Source organism: Streptomyces seoulensis, from assembly GCF_004328625.1.
GTDB classification, from domain to species: domain Bacteria; phylum Actinomycetota; class Actinomycetes; order Streptomycetales; family Streptomycetaceae; genus Streptomyces; species Streptomyces seoulensis.
This window is the reverse complement of the sequence record NZ_CP032229.1, coordinates 6,300,408-6,319,320: the sequence shown is the minus strand read 5'-3', so window position 1 is coordinate 6,319,320 and position 18,913 is coordinate 6,300,408. Positions and strand designations below refer to the sequence as shown.

Sequence of the window (18,913 nt, the reverse complement as noted above, 5' to 3'; positions counted from 1 at the left end):
GAGCACAGGAGACGTGTCCCGCATGGCCGCGAACCGCCGCCCCACCCTGGCCGATGTCGCCCGCGAGGTCGGGGTGAGCGCCAAGACGGTCTCCCGTGTCCTCAACGAGGACGGGCCCGCCTCGGCGCAAACCCGGGAGCAGGTGCTCGCGGCCGTGGCGCGGCTCGGCTTCCAGCCGAACCTGATGGCCCGCAACATCCGGGTGGGGGGCCCGGACACCACGATCGGGCTGGTCGTGCCGGACCTCGGCAACCCGTTCTTCGGCGCGGTGGCGGGCAGCATCGAGGACCGGGTGCGCGAGCGGGGGCTGACGCTGCTGATGGGGTCCTCCGCCGACGACCCGGGCCGGGAGCGGGCGTTGACGGACAAGTTCCTGGCGCGCCGGGTCAGCATCCTGATGGTGGTGCCGTCGGTGGGCGCCGACCACGCGCATCTGCGGCAGCACCGGGCGGTGGGGCTGCCGGTGGTGTTCGTGGACCGGCCGGGGGCGGGGCTGGTGACGGACTGCGTGGTCAGCTCCAACCGCGAGGGCGCCCGTGCCGGGGTGACGCATCTGGTCGGGTACGGGCATCGCCGGATCGGGTTCGTCGGTGACCTGCCGACGCGGCTCTACACCCGCCGGGAGCGGCTGGCCGGCTACCGGGAGGCGCTGCGGGACGCGGGTCTGCCCGACGACCGGCCGCTGGTCGCCAGCGCCCACGACCAGCACGACGCGGGCGAGGCGACAGCCCGGCTGCTGGCCCTGCCCGATCCGCCGACCGCGCTGTTCGCGGGCAACAACATCGTGGCCCTCGGTGTGGTCGCGGAGCTGGCCCGCAGCGGCCGCAAGGACGTGGCGGTGGTCGCGTTCGACGACGTGGCGCTCGCGGAGGCGCTGGAGCCGGCGCTGACGGTGGTGGCCCAGAACCCGGAGGAGATCGGCCGTACGGCGGCCACCACGGCCCTGGCCCGCCTCGACGGCGACCGCTCCCGCGCCCGTACGGTCACCGTGCCGACCCGGCTGATCGTGCGGGGGTCGGGCGAACAGCGGGTCAGCGCGCCCGCTTGAGCAGATGCGGGGCGTCCCGGCGTACGGCCTCGCGGATCTGCCCCATCGACGGGTTGACCATCGCGTTCCCCGCCACGGTCACCGTCGGGACCGTCTCGTTGCCGTCCGCCACCAGCCGGACGTACGCGGCCGCGTCGGGATCGCGCCAGATGTTGACCTCGGTACGCGGCAGCCGGGCGAGCCGCAGCCGGAGCCGGAGCTTGATGCAGAACGGGCACAGCGGCCGCCAGTAGACGACCACGCCGTCCCGGTAGTCGGTCACGGTCTTCCCCTCGGTCGGCGTCGTTCGGTCCGAGCGTAGTGGAGGGCCCGCGCGGACGTCGCGCGGGCCCTCCTGCCTTTCGGGTACGGCTAGTTGAAGCTCACGGTCACCGGTTGACGGACGCTGGTCCTCGGGGTGGTGATCTTCAGGGTGTGTGCCGTGGCGTCCCACTGCCAGGCGGAGGGGGCGAGTGTGGTGCCGTTGGAGGTGACGTGGGCCGGGGGCTCGGTGAGGCCCTGGAAGGTGACCGTCCAAGTACGGCGGCTGGGCAGCCCCTTGTAGGTGCCCCGGGTGGGGGCGATGCGCAGGGTGTGCCCGGTGTAGCTGGTGCGGGTGGTGGCCGAGCGGTGGCGAGCCGGGGTGCTGACGCCGTCGTCCTCGTAGAGGGTGAAGGCGCCCGGCGCTCCGGTGGCCACGGTGAGGCCGACCCGGTCCAGCGGGGTCCCGGAGTCGTGTGCGGCGTCTCCGGCGCGGGTGGCGATGATGCCGCCCGCGCGGACGAACACCGGCATGGTGTCCAGGGTGGTCGTCACGTCGTACGAGGTGCCGCCGCTGCCCGCCGTGTAGGTGCGGCCGGTGAAGTAGTCGGTCCAGGTGCCCTCGGGGAACCACACGGAGGTGGTGGTGCTGGTACCGGGAGTGGTGACCGGGGCCACCAGCATGTCGGGCCCGTACAGGTACTCGCTGCCCGCCCTGGTGTAGGCGGCCTCGTCCTCGGGGTGGTCCAGGTAGAGCGGGCGGACGAGGGGGACGCCGGTGGTGGCGGCCTGCTGGGCGAGGGTGTACGTGTACGGGACGAGGGACTCGCGCAGCCGGAGGAACTTGGCGGCGGAGTCGCGGGCCGCGTCGCCGTACTGCCAGGGCAGCCGGTCGCTGTGGTTGCTGTGCAGGCGGTCGATGGGCTGGAAGGTGCCGAACTGCACCCAGCGGGCGTACAGGTCGTCGGGCAGCTTGGTGGTGCGGTGGGTGCGGCCGTCGTCGGTGGTGTAGGTCTCGGCGCCGGGGATGCCGTGTCCGTCGTTGTGGCCGCCGATGTCGTGGCTGATGGCGGCCATGCCGGTGGCGGCGGACTCACCCGGGGTGTAGCCGACCTCGGCGCTCAGGGTGCCCCAGGTGGAGGCGGTGTCGCCGGAGAAGTGCAGCGTGGAGCGCTTGTCGGCCCAGGGCCCGGTGGGCAGGCCGACGCCGCCGCTGTAGCCGCCCGCCTGGAGGGAGCCGTAGGCGCGGGAGAGGACGAAGGGCCGTTCGGCGGTCTCGGCGTTGAGGCCGGCGTACTTCTGGTTGATCCAGGCGTCCGGGGTGACACCGGCCTGCGAGGAGCGGGAGGCGTCGCAGCACCAGTCCAGCCACCAGAAGTCGTTCCCGGCGCGGTCGAAGGGCCGGTGCAGATCGAGGTACGCCTTCAGCTGGTCGGGGTCGCCGAAGTCGAACGTACGGCACGTCGAGCCGGCCGACCCCGCGCAACCGCCCTTGCTCAGCTTGCCCTTGGCGGTCTCCTGGGCCTTCGCGTACTGCGGGTCGGACTCCAGGATGCTGGGGTGCACGTTCAGGGTGTTGTGCAGTCCCTGCGCGGTGGACCAGTCGAAGAAGCCCTTGGGGTCGGGGTACTTGGCCGGGTCGAAGTTCCAGCCGCTCCAGGTGTTGGGCGACTTGAAGTCGGTGTCGGTGACGAGCACGTCCAGCGGGACCCCGGCCGCGCGGAAGGCGGGCAGGATGGTGTCCTGGTAGTCCTTGGCGGTCCGGTCGATGTACTCGGAGTACCAGACGCCGTAGGCCCAGCGGGGCAGCAGTGCGGGCGGCCCGGTCAGGGTGGCGAGGTCGGTCAGACCCTGCTTGTAGTCGTGGCCGAAGCCGAAGAGGTAGCCGTCCTGGTAGGGCTTCCCGGCGTGTCCGGCGCGCGGGGTGGCCTTGCCCGTGCGGGCGTCGTAGACGGCGGAGGGGGTGTCGTCCAGCAGGTGCCAGCCGTCGCGGTGCAGCAGGCCGGGGGTGGTGCGGGGGCTGGGGTCGTTGTCGCCGTCGAGTCCGTCGAGGCTGCGGCGGTAGCCGCCGAGCGCGAGGTGCGGCTCGGGGGCGGGGTCGGCCGTGGCGGTGACGCCCAGGGTGTCGACGTTGACGTGGCAGCTCGTGGCGTCGGGGCAGGCGAGGGTGACGTCGTTGGCGCCGGCCTTCAGGTCGACGGTGGTGGAGGCGGTCTGCCAGGTGTCCCAGTTGTCGGTGGGATCGAGGGTGAGGGTCGCCGGGGTGCCGGTGCCGGTGCGGACCTGCACGGTGCGCTTCTCGTGGCGGCCGTCGCCCCCGGTGCCGTTGGCGTAGCGCAGGTGGAGGCGGTAGGTGCCGTCGCGCGGGACGTCCACGACGCGGCGGGTGAGGGAGGCGTCCTTGTTCAGCTCGGCGGCGAAGCCGTCGCCGGAGTTCCCCCGGTGGTCGGTGGCGATGACGGCGGAGCCCGCGAGGAGACCGTCCTCGGCCTCGCAGCTCGTGCCGAACGCGCAGGCGGGGACGGCGGTGCGGTCCCGCGCCGGGTAGTCGGCGCCGGGCTTCAGCAGGGCCGCGCTGTCGATGTTGACGTTGCCGGAGTCGGTGGCGCCGCGCTGGAGCCGTACGGTGTGGGGGCCGGCGCCGAGGGTCAGGGGCAGCCGGGCCACGCCCCAGGTGTTCCAGTCGGCGGTGGCCGGGAGGCTGAGGGTCCGGGTCGCGCCGCCGTCCACGCTGAGGCTGAGCGTACGGGTCTCGCGGCGGCCGTCCGAGCCCACCGCGTTGGCGTAGCGGACGGCGTAGTCGTAGGTGCCGGCTTCGGGTGAACGCACTTCCGTGGTCAGGGAGTTGTTCGTGACATCGAAGCCCGCGAGGAAGCCCTTGCCGGTGTAGCCGGCGTGGTCGACGGCGACGCCGGGGCCGTCGTGGAGCTGGCCCTCGGCCTCGCAGAGGGTGCCCACCGCGCAGTCGGGGCGCTGCCAGGGGCTCGCCTGCACCTGTTTCTGCCCGGCCTTCAGGCGCACGGTCAGGTTGTCGGCGGTGAAGGGTCCGGAGCCCACCTTGTAGCGCAGGGTCAGGGCGCTGGTGGTGACGGTGAGGACGCCGTCCTTGACGGCGGAGGTGTAGGCGGGCGGGGTGAAGCCGCCCCGGCCGATGGCGTTGAAGGTGGCGCTGTCCTCGAATCTGTCGTCCCCGGCGTACTCGGTACGGATCAGGGTCGGGGACAGCACCTGGAACCGGGCGCCGGGCACGGTCACGGTGGCCGAGCGGGCCTTGGCGGCCGGGGTGGCGGCGTCGGCGCCGACGGGTGCGAGCGCGACGCCCGCGCAGGCCAGGACGAGGGCGATGACCGGTCCGCGCGGCGGGCGGAGGGTACGGGGGAAGGGTGGTCGCACGGCACGCTCCAGGGGGCGGTGGCGCTCTCGCGAGCGCGACGGACATGCGGAGACGACGGGTGCAGCACAGGTGCGATACAGCGGTACAACGTTGTAAAAATGGCTCCCCGGCATGAGACCACGCTCCGCTTTCCGGTGTCCAGATCCGGAACGGACAGCGTTGTCAGGGTAGTTGGCGTGAAGCGCGCGCGACAGATGTTCCGTCCGGTTCCGCCTGTGGCTGTTTTTGATGCTGTACAGCCCTTCCCCACGGTGCTGTCGTGCAACTGACCGGGCCTGTTCAACGTTGGAGGACTTGCCATGCCGGTTCACAGACCCCGCTTCCTCGGCGCGCTGCTGGCCCTCGCTCTCGCGCTCGGCGGAGTGCTCGCGCTCCCCTCCCCCGCCCCTGCCGCGTCGGCCGTGTGCGCGCTCTCCTGCGACACCCTCGATCCCTCCAAGGCGCGCCAGGAGTCGTTCCCGGTGCCGGACCGTACCGTCAACGGCCGTCTCCTCAGGCTGCATGTCTCCGAGCCGGACAGCATGGCCTGGGCCAGCGTCGACCAGGGCAAGCAGGGCGACGCGGTGTGGCTGGACCGCTCCTGGGACCGGGGCGCGAGCTGGGACGGGCTGTTGGGGAAGGCGAGCATCCCCGCCTCGTGGACCGGCACCCGGACGCTGATGTACAACGTCACCGATCCGGTGGGCCACCGGCGCGGCTGGGTCCGGGCCTGCGCGGACGCGGTCGGGGTGACCTGCACGGACTGGTTCCGCCCCCGGGTGTGCGACGGCACCTCCTGCGACGGCGCCGACCCGGCCACGGCGGCCCGCGACGAGCGCCCGGTGCCGGCGACCACCCTGTACGGGCGCACCGTCAGCCTGCACATGGACCAGGCGAACGGCCTGGCCTGGGGCGTGGTGGAGAACGGCGGCGCGGGCGACGAGGTCTGGCTGGACCGCTCCTGGGACGAGGGCGCGAGCTGGCCGGAGGGCTCCTCGCTCGGCCGGACCAGCGTGCCGTCGGGGTCGTCCTCGACGCGTACGGCGATGTTCGCCACCCGGGACCCGCGCGGGCTGCTGTACGGCGGTGCCGTGCGCGCCTGCGGCCGTGAGTCCGCGCACCAGGACGGGAGTTGCACCGCTTGGGCGCGTCCGGCGCCGACGAGGGCGCGGGGCGCGGCGGACGCGCTGATGGCGTCGTACCGGACCGACGAGGGCTGGTGGCGCAGCAGTTGGTGGAACTCGGCGGTGGCGCTGACCTCGGTCGTCGACTTCGCGCGGGCCACCGGGACGCACGACTACGACTGGGCGGTGGCACGTACCTTCGAGCAGAACCAGGGGGTGTTCCCGGCGGGCGGGCGCAGTTCGGACCCGGTGGAGGGGCATTTCATCAGCCGGGCGGTGGACGACGCGGCGTGGTGGGGGGTCGCGTGGGTGGCGGCGTACGACCTCACGCACGAGCGGCGGTATCTGGACGAGGCGGTGACCATCACCGACTATGTGCGCGGGTTCTGGGACACGGGCAGCTGCGGGGGCGGGGTGTGGTGGAACCGGGAGCGCACGTACAAGAACGCGGTGACCAGCGGCCTGTACCTGTGGCTGACCTCGGCGCTGCACCAGCGGCTCAGCGGGGACACGGTGTGGGGTGCGCGGGCGGTGACGGCCGGGGACTGGTACCTGGGCAGCGGGCTGATCAACGGCTCGGGGCTGGTGAACGACGGGCTGACCTCGGGGTGTGCCAACAACGGTCAGACGGTGTGGAGTTACAACCAGGGACTGGCGATCGGCGGCTTCACCGAACTGTGGCGCTCGACCGGGAACACCCGCTATCTGGACGCCGCGAAGCGGCTGGCGGACGCGGCGCTGTCCTCGTCCGCGCTGACCCGGGACGGGGTGCTGACCGAGTCGTGCGACGTGGGCGGCGCGAGCTGTGACGACAACCAGAAGCAGTTCAAGGGCGTGTTCGTCCGTCAGCTGGCCGATCTGGCGTCCGCCACCGGTTCGTCGGCCTACCGCGCGTATCTGGTGCGGCAGGCCGACTCGGTGTGGGCCAAGGACCGGGACCCGCTGAACCGGCTCGGCGAGCGCTGGGCCGGCGGGAGTCCGAACCAGGTGGACTGGCGGACCCAGGCGAGCGCGCTGGCGGCGCTGACCTCGGCCGGGTGAGCGGGCGGCGGGGCGTTCAGCCGACCCGGCGCCGCCTGGCCAGCCAGGTCTGGGCGACGACGACCAGGACGAGGAACGCCCCGCTGACCACCTGTTGGTAGGCGGAGTCGAGGGAGCCGATCTGGTTGATGACGTTCTGGATGACCTTCAGCAGCAGCACGCCGACGAGGGAGCCGCTGACGTAGCCGAGGCCGCCGGTGAGGAGGGTGCCGCCGATGACGACGGCGGCGATGGCGTCCAGCTCCATGCCGTAGCCGAGGATGGTGACACCGGAGGCGAGGTAGGCCGCGTTCAGCGCCCCGGCGAGGCCGGCCAGCAGCCCGGACAGGGTGTACACGCTGACCTTGGTGCGGGCGACCGGGGCGCCCATCAGCGCCGCCGCCTGTTCGTTGCCCCCGACGGCGTACACCCGCTGCCCGAACCGGGTGCTCCGCAGCAGCACGGCACCGCCGACGAACAGAACCGCCGTGATCCACACGGGAGTTCCGATGCCGAGCAGCTTGCCCTGGCCGAGCGAGGCGAAGACCGAGTCGGGGTTGACGAGGAAGGTGTCGGCGCCCTCGTCGGTGATGGCGAGCATGAGCCCGCGCGCCGCCAGCATCGAGGCGAGGGTGACGATGAACGGTGCGAGCCCGGTACGGGCCACCAGCAGCCCGTTGACCAGCCCGATCGCCGCGCACACCACCAGCGGCAGCAGCAGCGCGACGACCGTGCCGTACTGGGAGCCCCAGGCGGCGAGGACGCCGCCGAGGACGAAGACGGAGCCGACGGAGAGGTCGATGCCGCCGCTGACGATGACGAAGGTCATGCCGAGGGCGACGGTGGCGAGGAACGACGAGGAGATGGCGATGTTGCCGAGGTTGTCGCCGGTGGCGAAGGAGTCGAAGGACAGCGAGGCCACGGCGGCGAGGACGACGAGCGCGGCCAGGGCGCCGTGCCGCTGGGCGAGCGCTGCCACCCGGTCCCCGCGCCGGGCGGGGTCGCCGGGGGCGGGCGCGGTCCGTCCGGCGGCCGCGGGGTGTTCCTTGGTGCTGGGCATCACCGCTTCCCCCTCTCCCGTGCCGCGTACACCGCGAGCACGATCACCACGGCCTGGGCGATCTGGGTCCAGGACGAGGGCAGGTCGTGTTTGATGAGGGTGGCCGTCAGGAGCTGGATGAGGACGGCGCCGGCCACCGTGCCGCCGATGCGTACGCGTCCGCCGGTGAGCGGGGTGCCGCCGACGACGACGGCGGTGATGGCGGACAGTTCCATCAGGTTGCCCAGCGAGCTGGGGTCGCTGGCCTGGAGCCGGGCCGTGGCGAGGAACCCGGCGACGGCGGCGAGCACGCCCGAGCAGACGTAGACCGTGATCAGGACCCGGTGCACGGGCAGCCCGGCGAGCTGGGCGGCGGGGCGGCTGTCGCCGATGGCGAGGAGGCGGCGGCCGAAGGTGGTCCGGCGGACCACGAAGCCGACGATCAGGGCGAGGGTGGCCGCGATCAGCGCGAGGTAGGGGACGCCCGCCACGCTGCCGGAGCCGAGGGTGGCCATGGCGGGGTCGCGTACGTCCTTGAGCTGGGGCAGCAGCACCAGGGCGATGCCCCGGCCGCCGACCATGAGCGCGAGGGTGGCGACGATGGGCTGGACCCCGACGAACGCGATGAGCGAGCCGCCCGCCAGGCCGATGACGGCGCCGCCGACCAGCGCGGCCACCAGGGCGAGCCAGGGTCCGTAGCCGAGGTAGAGGGAGGTGATGGAGGTGGCCAGGGCCATCACGGCGCCCACGGAGAGGTCGATGCCCTCGGTGCCGATGGCCAGCGCCATGCCGAGGGCGACGATCAGCACCGGGGAGACCTGGACGGCCTGGGTGCGGAAGTTCTCGCCGGAGACGAAGTGGTCAGTGAAGAACACGTTGAACAGCAGCAGGACGGCGAGGCCGAGGTAGACGCCGTAGTTCTGGAGCCAGCCGACGACCGTGGACCGGTCGGGCAGCGTCCTTTTGTCCAGGGCGAGTTCAGTCATGGCGGGGCGCCTCCTCCTCGGCGGCCTCGGCGATGGCCCGCAGGAGCTGGTCGGCGCCGACCTCGTCCCCGGTCAGCTCGCCGACGACCGAGCCGTCCCGGAGCACCACCACCCGGTCGGACCCTTCGATGAGTTCCTCCACGTCGGAGGAGATCAGCAGCACGCCGAGGCCGTTCTCGGCGAGTTCGTCGATCAGTTTCTGCACCTCGGCCTTGGCGCCGATGTCGATGCCGCGCGTCGGCTCGTCGAGCAGCAGCACCTTGGGGTGCATGGCCAGCCAGCGGGCCAGCAGCACCTTCTGCTGGTTGCCGCCGGAGAGTTCGCCGACCTTCTGGTGCGGGCTCGCGGCCTTGATCCGCAGCCGCTTCATGAAGGTGTCGACCACGGCGTCGACCTTGGCCTCGGAGACGAGCCCGAAGCGGGACATGCGGGGCAGCGCGGCCAGCGCGATGTTCTCCCGTACGGAGAGGCCCGGCACGATCCCCTCGGACTTGCGGTCCTCGGGCAGCAGGCTGATCCCGGCCCGGATCGCGGCGGCCGCCGACCCGGTGCGCACCGGGCGCCCGTCCACGGTGACCTCTCCCCCGCCGACCGGAAGGGCGCCGGCGATGGCCTTGGCGGTCTCGGTACGCCCGGAGCCGAGCAGCCCGCCGAGGCCGACGACCTCACCGGGGCGGATGTCGAGCGAGACGTCGTGCAGCTGGTGACGCCGGTCCAAGTGACGGGCGCTCAGAACGGGTTGGGACCCCGCGTCGTGGCCGCCGGTGAACTTGGTGACGCCCTCGGCGCGGACCTCGCTGGTCTCGCGGCCCAGCATCAGGGAGACCAGCTGGAGGCGTCCGGTCTCGGCGAGCGGGCCGGTGTGCACCAGGCGTCCGTCGCGGAGCACGGTGACCGTGTCGCAGATGGCGTACAGCTCGTCCATGCGGTGGCTGACGTACAGCACGGCGATGCCCTGTTCGCGCAGCCGTCGGATGACGCCGAACAGGGTCTCCACCTCGCGGGGTTCGAGCGAGGAGGTGGGCTCGTCCATGACGACCACGCGGGCGTCGACCGAGACGGCACGGGCGAGGGCGACCATCTGCTGGGCGCCGACGCCGAGTTCGCGCAAGGGACGGCGTACGTCGACATGGACGCCGTACTCGGCCATGGTCTCCTGCGCCTCGCGGTGCATACGGGCGAAGTCGATCAGACCGAGGCGGGTGCGGGGCTCGCGGCCGAGGAAGAGGTTGCGGGCCACGCTCATCAGGGGGATGAGGTTGACCTCCTGGTAGATCGTGGAGATCCCGGCGTGCTGCGCGGCGAGCGGGGTCGGGAAGGCCACCGCCTCGCCCTGGTGGCGCAGTTCGCCCTCGTCGGGGCGGTACACCCCGGTGAGTACCTTGATCAGGGTGGACTTGCCCGCGCCGTTCTCACCGACCAGGGCGTGGGTCTGGCCCGCCCGCAGGGTGAACGTCACGTCGTCCAGGGCCAGTACACCGGGGAAGCGCTTGGTCAGGCCGGTGACGGCGAGGACTTCGTCGGGTGGTGCGGTCACGGCTGCTCTCCATGGGGTCATGGGCGACGTGCCTGCTCGGGGCGCCGAGAACCGGGGAGGGCTCTCGGCGCCCGGTCGAAGTGGGCGCTCAGAAAGCCTTGTCGAGGTCGGCCTTGGCGTTCGCCTCGGTGTACTGGCTGTCCTGGATGACGATGTCCTCGCCGACCGGCTTGCCCTGGGTGAAGGAGTCCAGGGTGGCGAAGGCCAGCGGCCCGAAGCGCGGGTTGGACTCGATGACGGCGCTGATCCAGCCGTCCGCGATGCCCTGCACGGCGTTGCGGGTGCCGTCGATGGTCACGATCTTCACGGCGCCGGGCTTCTTGCCGGCGCCCTTGAGGGCGTTGACCGCGCCGAGGCCCATCTCGTCGTTCTCGGCGTAGATCGCCTTGATGCCGGGCTTGGACTGGATGAGCTGCTCGGTGACCGACTGGCCCTTCTCGCGGGTGAACTCGCCGGTCTGCTTGAAGACGATCTTGAGTCCGGGGGCCTTGGCCTTGACGCGCTCCTCGAAGCCCTTGGTCCGCTCGGTGGTGACGTTGTTGCCGGCCGCGCCGAGCAGGATGGCGATCTCGCCCTTGCCGCCGGTGGCCGCGATCAGCTGGTCGGCCGCGCGGCGCCCCTGGGCGACGAAGTCGGAGCCGATGAAGCTGACGTAGTCCTTGCAGGGGGCCGCGTTGATCTGCCGGTCGATGGTGATGATCGGGATCTTCTTGGCCTGGGCGGACCGGAGCACCGGCTCCCAGCCGTCGGAGTTCAGCGGGGCGATGACGAGGAGCTTGGCGCCCTTGGCGATGAGGTCCTGCACATCGCTGATCTGCTTGGAGAACTGCGACTGCGCGTTGGCGGTGAGCAGCTTGATGCCGCGCTTGGACGCCTCGGCCTTGATGGAGGCCGTCTCCGCGATGCGGAACGGGTTGGCCTCCTTCTCCGACTGGGAGAAGCCGACCACGGCGTTCTTCAGGTCGAGCTTGTCGGCGCCGTAGTCGCCGATCGCGCAGGTCTTGCCGCCGCCGCTCTCGGCGACCTGCTTGCCCGCGTCGTCGCCCGCGCTGGAGGACCGCGTGGGCGCGGAGTTGTCGCTCTCGGACTTGGTGCAGCCGGTGACGAGCGCCAGCCCGGCGACGAGCCCCATGGCGAGGATGTTTCTGGTGGTGGTGCGGGAGTGCGGCTTCATACGGATTACCCCACTTCGGGACTGCGGAAGGCCGTCCGGCCGTGACCAGATCAGGATGCTTTTTACATCGTTGGAAGTGCCGTGTAAACACCTTGTGCCGGGCGACACCGAACCGATACCAGCCCCAAATGGGCTTTGTATTACGGGATTTGCGCTGGTCAGAACGAGTGCGGGCGCCGTCCGAGGGTGCTCTCGCGCTCCACCAGGGTGAAGCCGGGCTGGAGCAGCCGGGCGGCCCGGGGAGCCTCATGGTTCTGGTCGCCCTTGAGCCGGCCGACGACGGACTCGACGGCGAGCCGGGCGATGGCCTCCTTGTCGGGCGAGACGGTGGTCAGGGTGACGGCGGCGTACCGGGACTCGGTGACGTCGTCGAAGCCCACCACCGCGATGTCCTCGGGCACCCTCAGGCCCCGCTCGAACATCACCCGCATCGCGCCCAGCGCGACCAGGTCGTTGTAGGCGAAGACCCCGTCGGGGCGCTCGCCGGAGTCCAGCAGTTCGGCCATGGCGCGGGCGCCGTCCTCGTGGCCCCAGCCGCTGGTGGTGGCGACCAATCGGTCGTCCACCGCCACGCCGGAGGCGGCGAGTTCGGCCTGCCAGCCGATGAACCGCAGGTGAGCGGGCTGGTGCGAGTGGTCCCGGCGGGCGCCGAGGAAGGCGATCCGGCGCCGGCCGAGGGCGAGCAGATGGCGTACGGCGGCGCGGGCGGCGGCGATGTTGTCGATCACGATGTGGTCGTAGGGCAGGTCGTAGCGCCGCTCGCCGAGCAGGACCAGGGGGGCGTCGTCGCGGCGGGCGGCGAGGTCCTCGGTCTCCAGCTCCAGCGGGCTGAGGATCAGGCCGTCCATGACCCGGGCGCGGAAGCCCTGGCAGACCAGGATCTCCTGTTCGCGCTGGCCCTGTGTGTGGTCGAGCAGCACGGTGTACTCGTGCTGGGCGGCGGCGTCGATGACGGCGCCGGCCAGCTCCGCGAAATAGGAGTTGCCGAGTTCCGGTACGGCCAGACCGATGATCCCGGTGCGGCCCTTGCGAAGGTGACGAGCGGTCAGATTCGGCCGGTAGCCCAGCTCGTCGATGGCCGACTGGACACGGGCCCGCATGGCCGGGGTGACGTGCGGATAGTCGTTGACCACGTTCGAGACGGTCTTCACGGAGACCCCCGCACGTTCGGCCACGTCCTTCAGACTCACGCGCATCCTCAGTCCTCCCACGCCTCGTGTCAGACACCTGGACAGAGCGCAGGAGGCGTGTTCTCATGCCAACTGCCCTTGTTTCCAACGTTATACAAGATGTGCTGGAGCACGGGCAGAGCACGCACCCGCAACTCCGTTCCCCCCGGAGGTACTCGTGCCACCATCCCCTCTCCGCAGGTCCCGCCCGCACCGCTGGCTGGCCTCCGCGTTCACCGCCCTGACGCTCGTGGTCTCGGGCGCCGCCGCCTCCCAGGCGTCCCCGGCGTCACCGGCCGCACCGAAGGCCGACGGCCCGGCCGAGGCCCACGGTCTCAAGGGTGAGTACTACACCCAGTCGGCGTCCGGAGCCTTCGACTTCGCCACGCTGAAGGCGACCGCCTTCGACCCCTCGCTGGACTTCCCCGACCTCGAACCCCGTCTGCAGGCCCGCACCGGGCAGCAGGACGACGTGAGCGTGCGCTGGACCGGCCGGCTCACCCCGGAGAAGTCCGGCGCGCACACCTTCTCGATCACCGGCGACAACGGCTTCAGGCTGTGGGTCGACGGCAAGGAGGTCATCGACCACTGGGTGGACGACTGGGACCGTGAGCAGAACTCGGCGCCCGTCACCCTTGAGGCGGGTCACGCCTACGACATCAAGGTGGAGTACTTCGAGCACTACGGCGGCTCCAACCTGCATGTGCGCTGGACGCCGCCCGGCGGTGCCAAGGAGGCGATCCCGCAGTCGGCGTTCAGCCTGCCGGACGGGTTCACCTACAACGGCCCGCTGGACTCGGCGATCCAGCCGGACGGCAAGACCCTGGTGCTGGACTTCGCCCAGCAGCTCAAGGCTCCCCCGGCCGGGTTCGACGACCATCTCGACATCGATGTCGGCGGCTCCGCCTGGCCGCGCGGCACCGCCAAGCTCGACCCGTCCGACCCGAGCCGGCTGATCGTCCCGCTGAAGGAGCCGGTGGTCGGCGGCCACGGCGGCTACGCGGACCTGCGCTACGACGGCAAGGGCGGCCTGACCGGCACCGACGGCGTGGCGGTCTCCGACTTCTGGAGCACGGGCAGCAACCACTCCACGTACCAGCTCCGCACCCCCTGGGCCGACAAGGTGAGCCCCGCCAACGCCCATCCGGAGTACCCGCGTCCGCAGTTGACCCGCGACAAGTGGAAGAACCTCAACGGCACCTGGGAGTTCGCGGGCGCCAAGGCCGGCGAGCAGCCGCCCACCGGCAAGAAGAAGCTGGGCGAGAAGATCCTGGTGCCCTACCCCGTCGAGTCCCAGCTCTCCGGGATCGAACGGCACGAGGACCGCATGTGGTACAAGCGGACCTTCACCGTGCCCGCCGACTGGCAGGTGCACGGCACGCGGCGGCTCCAGCTCAACTTCGACGCCGTGGACTGGCAGGCCGTGGTGTACGTCAACGGCAAGAAGGTCGGTGAACACAAGGGCGGTTACGACCGGTTCAGCCTGGACGTCACCGACGCGCTCAGGAAGAACGGCGGCCTCCAGGAGCTGATCGTCGGCGTCTACGACCCGACCGACTCGGCGAACGGCGAGAACCCGCCGATGGGCAAGCAGCGCCTCGACCCCAGCGGCATCTGGTACACGCCCAGCTCCGGCATCTGGCAGACGGTGTGGATGGAGCCGGTCGGCCGGGACCGCGCCGAGGACGTGAAGACCACCCCGGACCTCGCGAACCGCTCGGTCTCGGTGAACGTGCGCGGGGTGCGGGACGGCGTGCCGGTCACGGCCGTCGCCTACGACGGCAGGCGTGAGGTCGGCCGGGCGAGCGGCACCGGCGGCAAGGCGTTCTCGGTGCCGGTCCCCCGCCCGCACCTGTGGACCCCGGACGACCCGCACCTGTACCAGCTCAAGGTCACCGTCGGCCGGGGCAACGACACGGACCGGGTGGGCAGTTACTTCGGTATGCGCTCGGTCGAGGTCAAGACGGTCGACGGCAGGCAGCGCGTCCTGCTGAACGGCAAGCCGGAGTTCCTGATGGCCACGCTCGACCAGGGCTTCTGGCCCGACGGCCTGCACACCGCGCCGACCGACGACGCGCTCGCCTACGACCTGAAGGTGCACAAGCAGCTCGGCTACAACTCGGTGCGCAAGCACATCAAGGTGGAGCCGGACCGCTGGTACTACTGGGCGGACAAGCTGGGCCTCATGGTCTGGCAGGACATGCCGGCGATGAACACGGTCAACCCCTCGGCGGCGGCCCGTACCGAGTACGAGCACGAGCTGAAGCAGATGATCCTCCAGCACGACAGCCACCCCTCGGTGGTCATGTGGGTCACCTTCAACGAGGGCTGGGGCCAGTACGACCAGGCGCGGATCGCGGACTACGCCAAGTCCCTCGACCCGACCCGGCTGGTCAACAACATGAGCGGCCTGAACTGCTGCGGCGCGGTGGACGGCGGCAACGGCGACATCGCCGACGCCCACGGCTACCCGAGCCCCCAGGTACCGCAGGCCGACGGCCGCAGGGCCCTGGTCAGCGGCGAGTACGGCGGTCTCGGTCTGGGCGTCCCCGGACACGCCTTCCCGGTCCAGATGACGTATGTCGGCGTGACCCCGGAGACTTACACCGACGTCTACCTCGACCGCCTGAAGGAGGTCGAGCAGCTCGCCGCCTGCAAGGGCAGCAACGGCGCCGTGTACACCCAGATCACGGACGTCGAGGGCGAGTTGAACGGCCTGCTCACCTACGACCGCAAGGTCCTCAAGGCCGACACCAAGCGGCTGCACGCCGCGCACGAGGCGCTGATCAAGGGCGCCGAGAACGGCACGCTCACCTGCACCTCCTGAAATCACCGCGCGGCCCGCTCCCCCGCCGGGAGCGGGCCGCGTGTCCCCATGCCGGACTCACCCCCAGGAGCGCCCGCATGTCCCTCGACCGACGTCATTTCCTGGCCGGCGGCGCGCTGGCGCTGGGTGCGGCCGCCCTCTCCGGCCCCCTGGCCTACGCCGCCCCGGCCGCCCGTTCGCTCGCCCCGGCCGCCTTCACCCGGCTCACGCCGGGCAGCATCACCGCACGCGGCTGGCTGGCCGGCCAACTCAGGCTTCAGCTCGACGGGTTGTGCGGGCGCTACGACCAGCGCTCGCACTTCCTGGACTTCGACACCTCCGGCTGGGTGCACCCCGAGAAGCCCGGCTGGGAGGAACTGCCGTACTGGCTGAGAGGTTTCGTCCCGCTCGCCATCGCCACCGGGGACACCGACGCGCTGGCCAGAGCCCGCCGCTGGATCGACGCGGTGCTGGCCACCCAGCAGTCCGACGGGTTCTTCGGCCCACGCTCCTTGCGCACCTCGCTGGACGGCGGCCCCGACTTCTGGCCGTTCCTGCCACTGCTGATGGCGCTGCGCACCTGGCAGGAGTACGCGGGCGACCAGCGGATCATCCCGTTCCTGACCCGCTTCCTGACCTTCATGAACGCCCAGGGCAAGGGTGCCTTCGACCACAGCTGGATCGCCACCCGCTGGGGCGACGGTCTCGATGTCGCGCTGTGGCTGCACGACCGTACCGGCGACGCCTTCCTGCTGGACCTCGCCGACAAGATGCACACCTGGGGCGCCGACTGGACCGGCCCGCTGCCCACCCCGCACAACGTCAACATCGCCCAGGGCTTCCGGGAACCGGCCCAGTACGCCCGGCGTTCCGGGTCGGCCTCGGACACGGGTGCCACGTACCGGACGTACGACCAAGTGCTCGGTACCTACGGGCAGTTCCCCGGTGGCGGGTTCGCCGGGGACGAGAATCTGCGGCCCGGGTTCGGTGATCCCCGGCAGGGGTTCGAGACGTGCGGGATCGTCGAGTTCATGGCCAGCCACGAGTTGCTCACCCGGGTCACCGGGGACCCGGTGTGGGCGGACCGCTGCGAGGAGCTGGCGTTCAACATGCTCCCCGCCGCGCTCGACCCGCAGGGCAGGGCGGTGCACTACATCACCAGCGCGAACAGCGTCGACCTGGACGACGCGGTGAAGACGCAGGGGCAGTTCCAGAACGGCTTCGCCATGCAGTCGTTCCAGCCCGGCGTCGACCAGTACCGGTGCTGTCCGCACAACTACGGCATGGGCTGGCCCAACTTCACCGAGGAGCTGTGGCTCGCCACCCCGGACCAGGGTCTGGCGGCCGCCCTCTACGCGCCCTGCCGGGTGACGGCCACCGTGGCCGGGGGCACGAAGGTCACCGTCACCGAGGAGACCGACTACCCCTTCGGCGAGACGGTCCGGCTCACACTCTCCACGCCCCGCCCGGTCCGCTTCCCGCTGCGCCTGCGGGTGCCGGGCTGGTGCGCGGACCCGGTCCTCACGGTGAACGGCCAGGCGGTGGCCGCGCGTCCGGGCCCCGCCTTCGTCACCATGGACCGCACCTGGGCGAACGGCGACGTCGTCGCCCTGAGGCTCCCCCAGCGCACGACGATCCGCACCTGGACGGGCGGCAGGAACGCGGTCAGCGTGGCGCACGGCCCCCTGACGTACGCGCTCAAGATCGGTGAGCAGTACGTCCGGTACGCGGGCGACGACACCTTTCCCGAGTACGAAGTGCACGCCACCACCCCGTGGAACTACGGGCTGGTGCCGGGCGCGGTGCCGGAGTTCGTCCGGGCGGGGGGCGCGGTCCCGGCCAACCCGTTCACCCTGGAGGGCACGCCCGTACGGCTGACGGCGCGGGCCCGTCGTATCCCCGAGTGGGTCGCGGACGACGAGCACGTGGTCGCCCCGCTCCAGCCGAGCCCGGCCCGGTCCACCGCCCCCGTCGAGACGGTGACGCTGGTCCCGATGGGGGCGGCGCGGCTGCGGATCAGCAGCTTCCCGACCGCCGCGCCGGACGGCCGCCCGTGGATTCCGGAGCCGCCGTTCCGGCGGATACGGAACAGGAACAGCGGCAAGGTGCTCGCCGTGGACAACATGTCCACGGCCAACAGCGCCCGGGTGGTGCAGTACGACGACACGCCGACCGGCGACCACGCCTGGCAGCTGCTCGACCGGGGGGACGGCTGGTTCCTGGTCCGCAACGGTCACAGCGGCAAGGTGCTGGGCGTGGACGGCATGTCGACGGCCGACAGCGCGCTGGTCGTCCAGTACGAGGACAACGGCACGGACGACCATCTCTGGCGCCGTCTGGACAGCGGTGACGGCTGGTTCCGGCTCCAGAACAAGCACAGCGGCAAGGTGCTCGGCGTGGACCGGATGTCCACGGCGAACAGCGCGCAGGTCGTGCAGTTCGCGGACAACGGCACCGACGATCACCTGTGGCGGATCGGCTGACCGATCCGGGTCGTCCCGGTCAGCTCGGCCGGGACGACTCCAGCAGGTCGCACTCGATGAAGCTGGGCGGGCTGGTGCACAGGGCCGCCATGCGCTCGGCGAAGGCACGGGCCTCGGGGTCGTGGCGGCTGCGTCCGGCCGCCTCCAGGGAGGCGAACTCCAGCACCTCGTAGTAGCGGTCGTCCTTGCTCTTGTCCTTGAGGACGGCCTGGTAGGTGGGGCCGTGCTGCATGCCCCCGAAGCGCCGGTCGATGTCCATCGCCAGAGTGCGCATCTCGTCGATGCGGTCGGTCTCGAAGGCGATGATCTGCACGAACTTCTCGGCCACGGTTCCTCCAGCCGGCCAGGGCGCCGCCACCGGGGCGGGGACGGCTCAGCACCCAACGAAACACGGCCGGCGGAGGTCGGCAATTCGTCGCGGTGCGTTCGCCGTACCGGGCGCCCGGCCGTGCGTGGGTGTCGGACCCCTCCCGGTACGGGGGTCAGCACCGATGGTGGCGCGGGGGCGGCGCATGCGAGGGTGTCAGGGCCCCCGCGATCCGGACCGAGACCGCCGACGGCACGGGGCCGCCCGGACCCGCTTCTCCGGTGCCATGGCCCTTCGCGCGTCCTCATACGAAGGCGAAGGTGGCCCGTGGGACATGCCGACACGCTGCTCGCCATGGGCGGCGCCTTCCTGGCCGCCGCCTTCCTCGCCCGGCTGGGCGCCCGTTTCGGGGTGCCGACGATCCCGCTGTTCATGCTGGCCGGTCTGCTGCTCGGCCCGCACACCACCGGTCTGGTGCTGGTCTCGGACCCGCACGACTTCGAGATGCTCTCCGCGCTGGGGCTGGTGCTGCTGCTGTTCTACCCGGGCCTGGAGTTCAAGCTGGACGACCTCCAGCTGATCGCCACGGGCCTGGTGCTCAGCGGGA

The 18,913-nt window shown here is 71.4% G+C and carries 12 protein-coding genes and 1 pseudogene; 5 read left to right on the top strand and 8 right to left on the bottom strand.

Translation table 11 applies throughout. From position 1 onward, the window contains the following. Positions 1 to 22 precede the first annotated feature (22 nt). Positions 23 to 1,048, top strand: a complete 1,026-nt coding sequence (locus D0Z67_RS28930; RefSeq protein ID WP_031179571.1) for a LacI family DNA-binding transcriptional regulator — start codon at positions 23 to 25, stop codon at positions 1,046 to 1,048. Here D0Z67_RS28930 and D0Z67_RS28925 read toward each other — a convergent pair. Both D0Z67_RS28925 and D0Z67_RS28920 read right to left on the bottom strand, forming a co-directional pair. After that, positions 1,032 to 1,310: a glutaredoxin domain-containing protein gene (locus D0Z67_RS28925; protein ID WP_031179570.1), complete on the bottom strand. Its 279-nt coding sequence runs from the start codon at positions 1,308 to 1,310 to the stop codon at positions 1,032 to 1,034. The two genes, D0Z67_RS28930 and D0Z67_RS28925, sit on opposite strands and share 17 nt — an antisense overlap. A gap of 89 nt (positions 1,311 to 1,399) precedes the next feature. Beyond that, on the bottom strand, positions 1,400 to 4,681 hold the full coding sequence (locus D0Z67_RS28920; protein ID WP_234312613.1) for a TIM-barrel domain-containing protein: 3,282 nt from the start codon (positions 4,679 to 4,681) through the stop codon (positions 1,400 to 1,402). Positions 4,682 to 4,981: 300 nt separating this feature from the next. Here D0Z67_RS28920 and D0Z67_RS28915 point away from each other — a divergent pair, with 300 nt between their 5' ends. Further along, positions 4,982 to 6,826 carry a glycoside hydrolase family 76 protein gene (locus tag D0Z67_RS28915; RefSeq protein WP_031179568.1) on the top strand — a complete coding sequence of 615 codons (1,845 nt, stop codon included), beginning with the start codon at positions 4,982 to 4,984 and terminating at the stop codon, positions 6,824 to 6,826. Between the two features lie 16 nt (positions 6,827 to 6,842). Here the strand turns inward: D0Z67_RS28915 and D0Z67_RS28910 are convergent, their stop codons facing one another. The 5 genes from D0Z67_RS28910 to D0Z67_RS28890 all read right to left on the bottom strand — a co-directional run bounded on the left by D0Z67_RS28910 (position 6,843) and on the right by D0Z67_RS28890 (position 12,737). Next, a complete protein-coding gene (locus D0Z67_RS28910; protein WP_031179567.1) occupies positions 6,843 to 7,865 on the bottom strand; it encodes an ABC transporter permease in 1,023 nt (340 codons plus the stop codon). Continuing rightward, positions 7,865 to 8,830 (bottom strand): ABC transporter permease, encoded by a 966-nt coding sequence (locus D0Z67_RS28905; RefSeq protein WP_031179566.1) that lies wholly within the window; start codon positions 8,828 to 8,830, stop codon positions 7,865 to 7,867. The genes D0Z67_RS28910 and D0Z67_RS28905 overlap by 1 nt, the downstream gene beginning before the upstream one ends. Further along, the gene (locus tag D0Z67_RS28900) at positions 8,823 to 10,388 is read right to left on the bottom strand and encodes a sugar ABC transporter ATP-binding protein (protein WP_037774341.1); all 1,566 of its coding nucleotides are present in this window, start codon (positions 10,386 to 10,388) and stop codon (positions 8,823 to 8,825) included. The genes D0Z67_RS28905 and D0Z67_RS28900 overlap by 8 nt, the downstream gene beginning before the upstream one ends. A 67-nt stretch (positions 10,389 to 10,455) precedes the next feature. Beyond that, positions 10,456 to 11,541: an ABC transporter substrate-binding protein gene (locus tag D0Z67_RS28895; protein WP_031179564.1), complete on the bottom strand. Its 1,086-nt coding sequence runs from the start codon at positions 11,539 to 11,541 to the stop codon at positions 10,456 to 10,458. A gap of 158 nt (positions 11,542 to 11,699) precedes the next feature. Further along, the gene (locus tag D0Z67_RS28890; RefSeq protein ID WP_031179563.1) at positions 11,700 to 12,737 is read right to left on the bottom strand and encodes a LacI family DNA-binding transcriptional regulator; all 1,038 of its coding nucleotides are present in this window, start codon (positions 12,735 to 12,737) and stop codon (positions 11,700 to 11,702) included. A 214-nt stretch (positions 12,738 to 12,951) separates the two neighbouring features. On the opposite strand from D0Z67_RS28890, the gene D0Z67_RS28885 reads away from it, so the two are divergent. Then, positions 12,952 to 15,537: a glycoside hydrolase family 2 gene (locus D0Z67_RS28885; protein WP_051887490.1), complete on the top strand. Its 2,586-nt coding sequence runs from the start codon at positions 12,952 to 12,954 to the stop codon at positions 15,535 to 15,537. 77 nt (positions 15,538 to 15,614) lie between these two features. Further along, positions 15,615 to 17,999 carry an RICIN domain-containing protein gene (locus D0Z67_RS28880; RefSeq protein WP_031179561.1) on the top strand — a complete coding sequence of 795 codons (2,385 nt, stop codon included), beginning with the start codon at positions 15,615 to 15,617 and terminating at the stop codon, positions 17,997 to 17,999. Between the two features lie 19 nt (positions 18,000 to 18,018). Here D0Z67_RS28880 and D0Z67_RS28875 read toward each other — a convergent pair whose 3' ends face one another. Next, complete coding sequence (locus tag D0Z67_RS28875) at positions 18,019 to 18,327, bottom strand: hypothetical protein (protein ID WP_030813481.1); 309 nt, start codon at positions 18,325 to 18,327, stop codon at positions 18,019 to 18,021. A 306-nt stretch (positions 18,328 to 18,633) separates the two neighbouring features. On the opposite strand from D0Z67_RS28875, the pseudogene D0Z67_RS28870 reads away from it, so the two are divergent. Further along, positions 18,634 to 18,912: pseudogene (locus D0Z67_RS28870) on the top strand (cation:proton antiporter domain-containing protein); the annotation flags it as partial. Position 18,913: the final 1 nt, after the last annotated feature.

Excerpts from the sequence above, each read along its gene's own strand:
- D0Z67_RS28930 (WP_031179571.1), top strand. The coding sequence starts at position 23 with ATGGCCGCGAACCGCCGCCCCACCCTGGCCGATGTCGCCCGCGAGGTC.
- D0Z67_RS28915 (WP_031179568.1), top strand. The coding sequence starts at position 4,982 with ATGCCGGTTCACAGACCCCGCTTCCTCGGCGCGCTGCTGGCCCTCGCT.
- D0Z67_RS28910 (WP_031179567.1), bottom strand. The coding sequence starts at position 7,865 with ATGCCCAGCACCAAGGAACACCCCGCGGCCGCCGGACGGACCGCGCCC.
- D0Z67_RS28905 (WP_031179566.1), bottom strand. The coding sequence starts at position 8,830 with ATGACTGAACTCGCCCTGGACAAAAGGACGCTGCCCGACCGGTCCACG.
- D0Z67_RS28900 (WP_037774341.1), bottom strand. The coding sequence starts at position 10,388 with ATGACCCCATGGAGAGCAGCCGTGACCGCACCACCCGACGAAGTCCTC.
- D0Z67_RS28895 (WP_031179564.1), bottom strand. The coding sequence starts at position 11,541 with ATGAAGCCGCACTCCCGCACCACCACCAGAAACATCCTCGCCATGGGG.
- D0Z67_RS28890 (WP_031179563.1), bottom strand. The coding sequence starts at position 12,737 with ATGCGCGTGAGTCTGAAGGACGTGGCCGAACGTGCGGGGGTCTCCGTG.
- D0Z67_RS28880 (WP_031179561.1), top strand. The coding sequence starts at position 15,615 with ATGTCCCTCGACCGACGTCATTTCCTGGCCGGCGGCGCGCTGGCGCTG.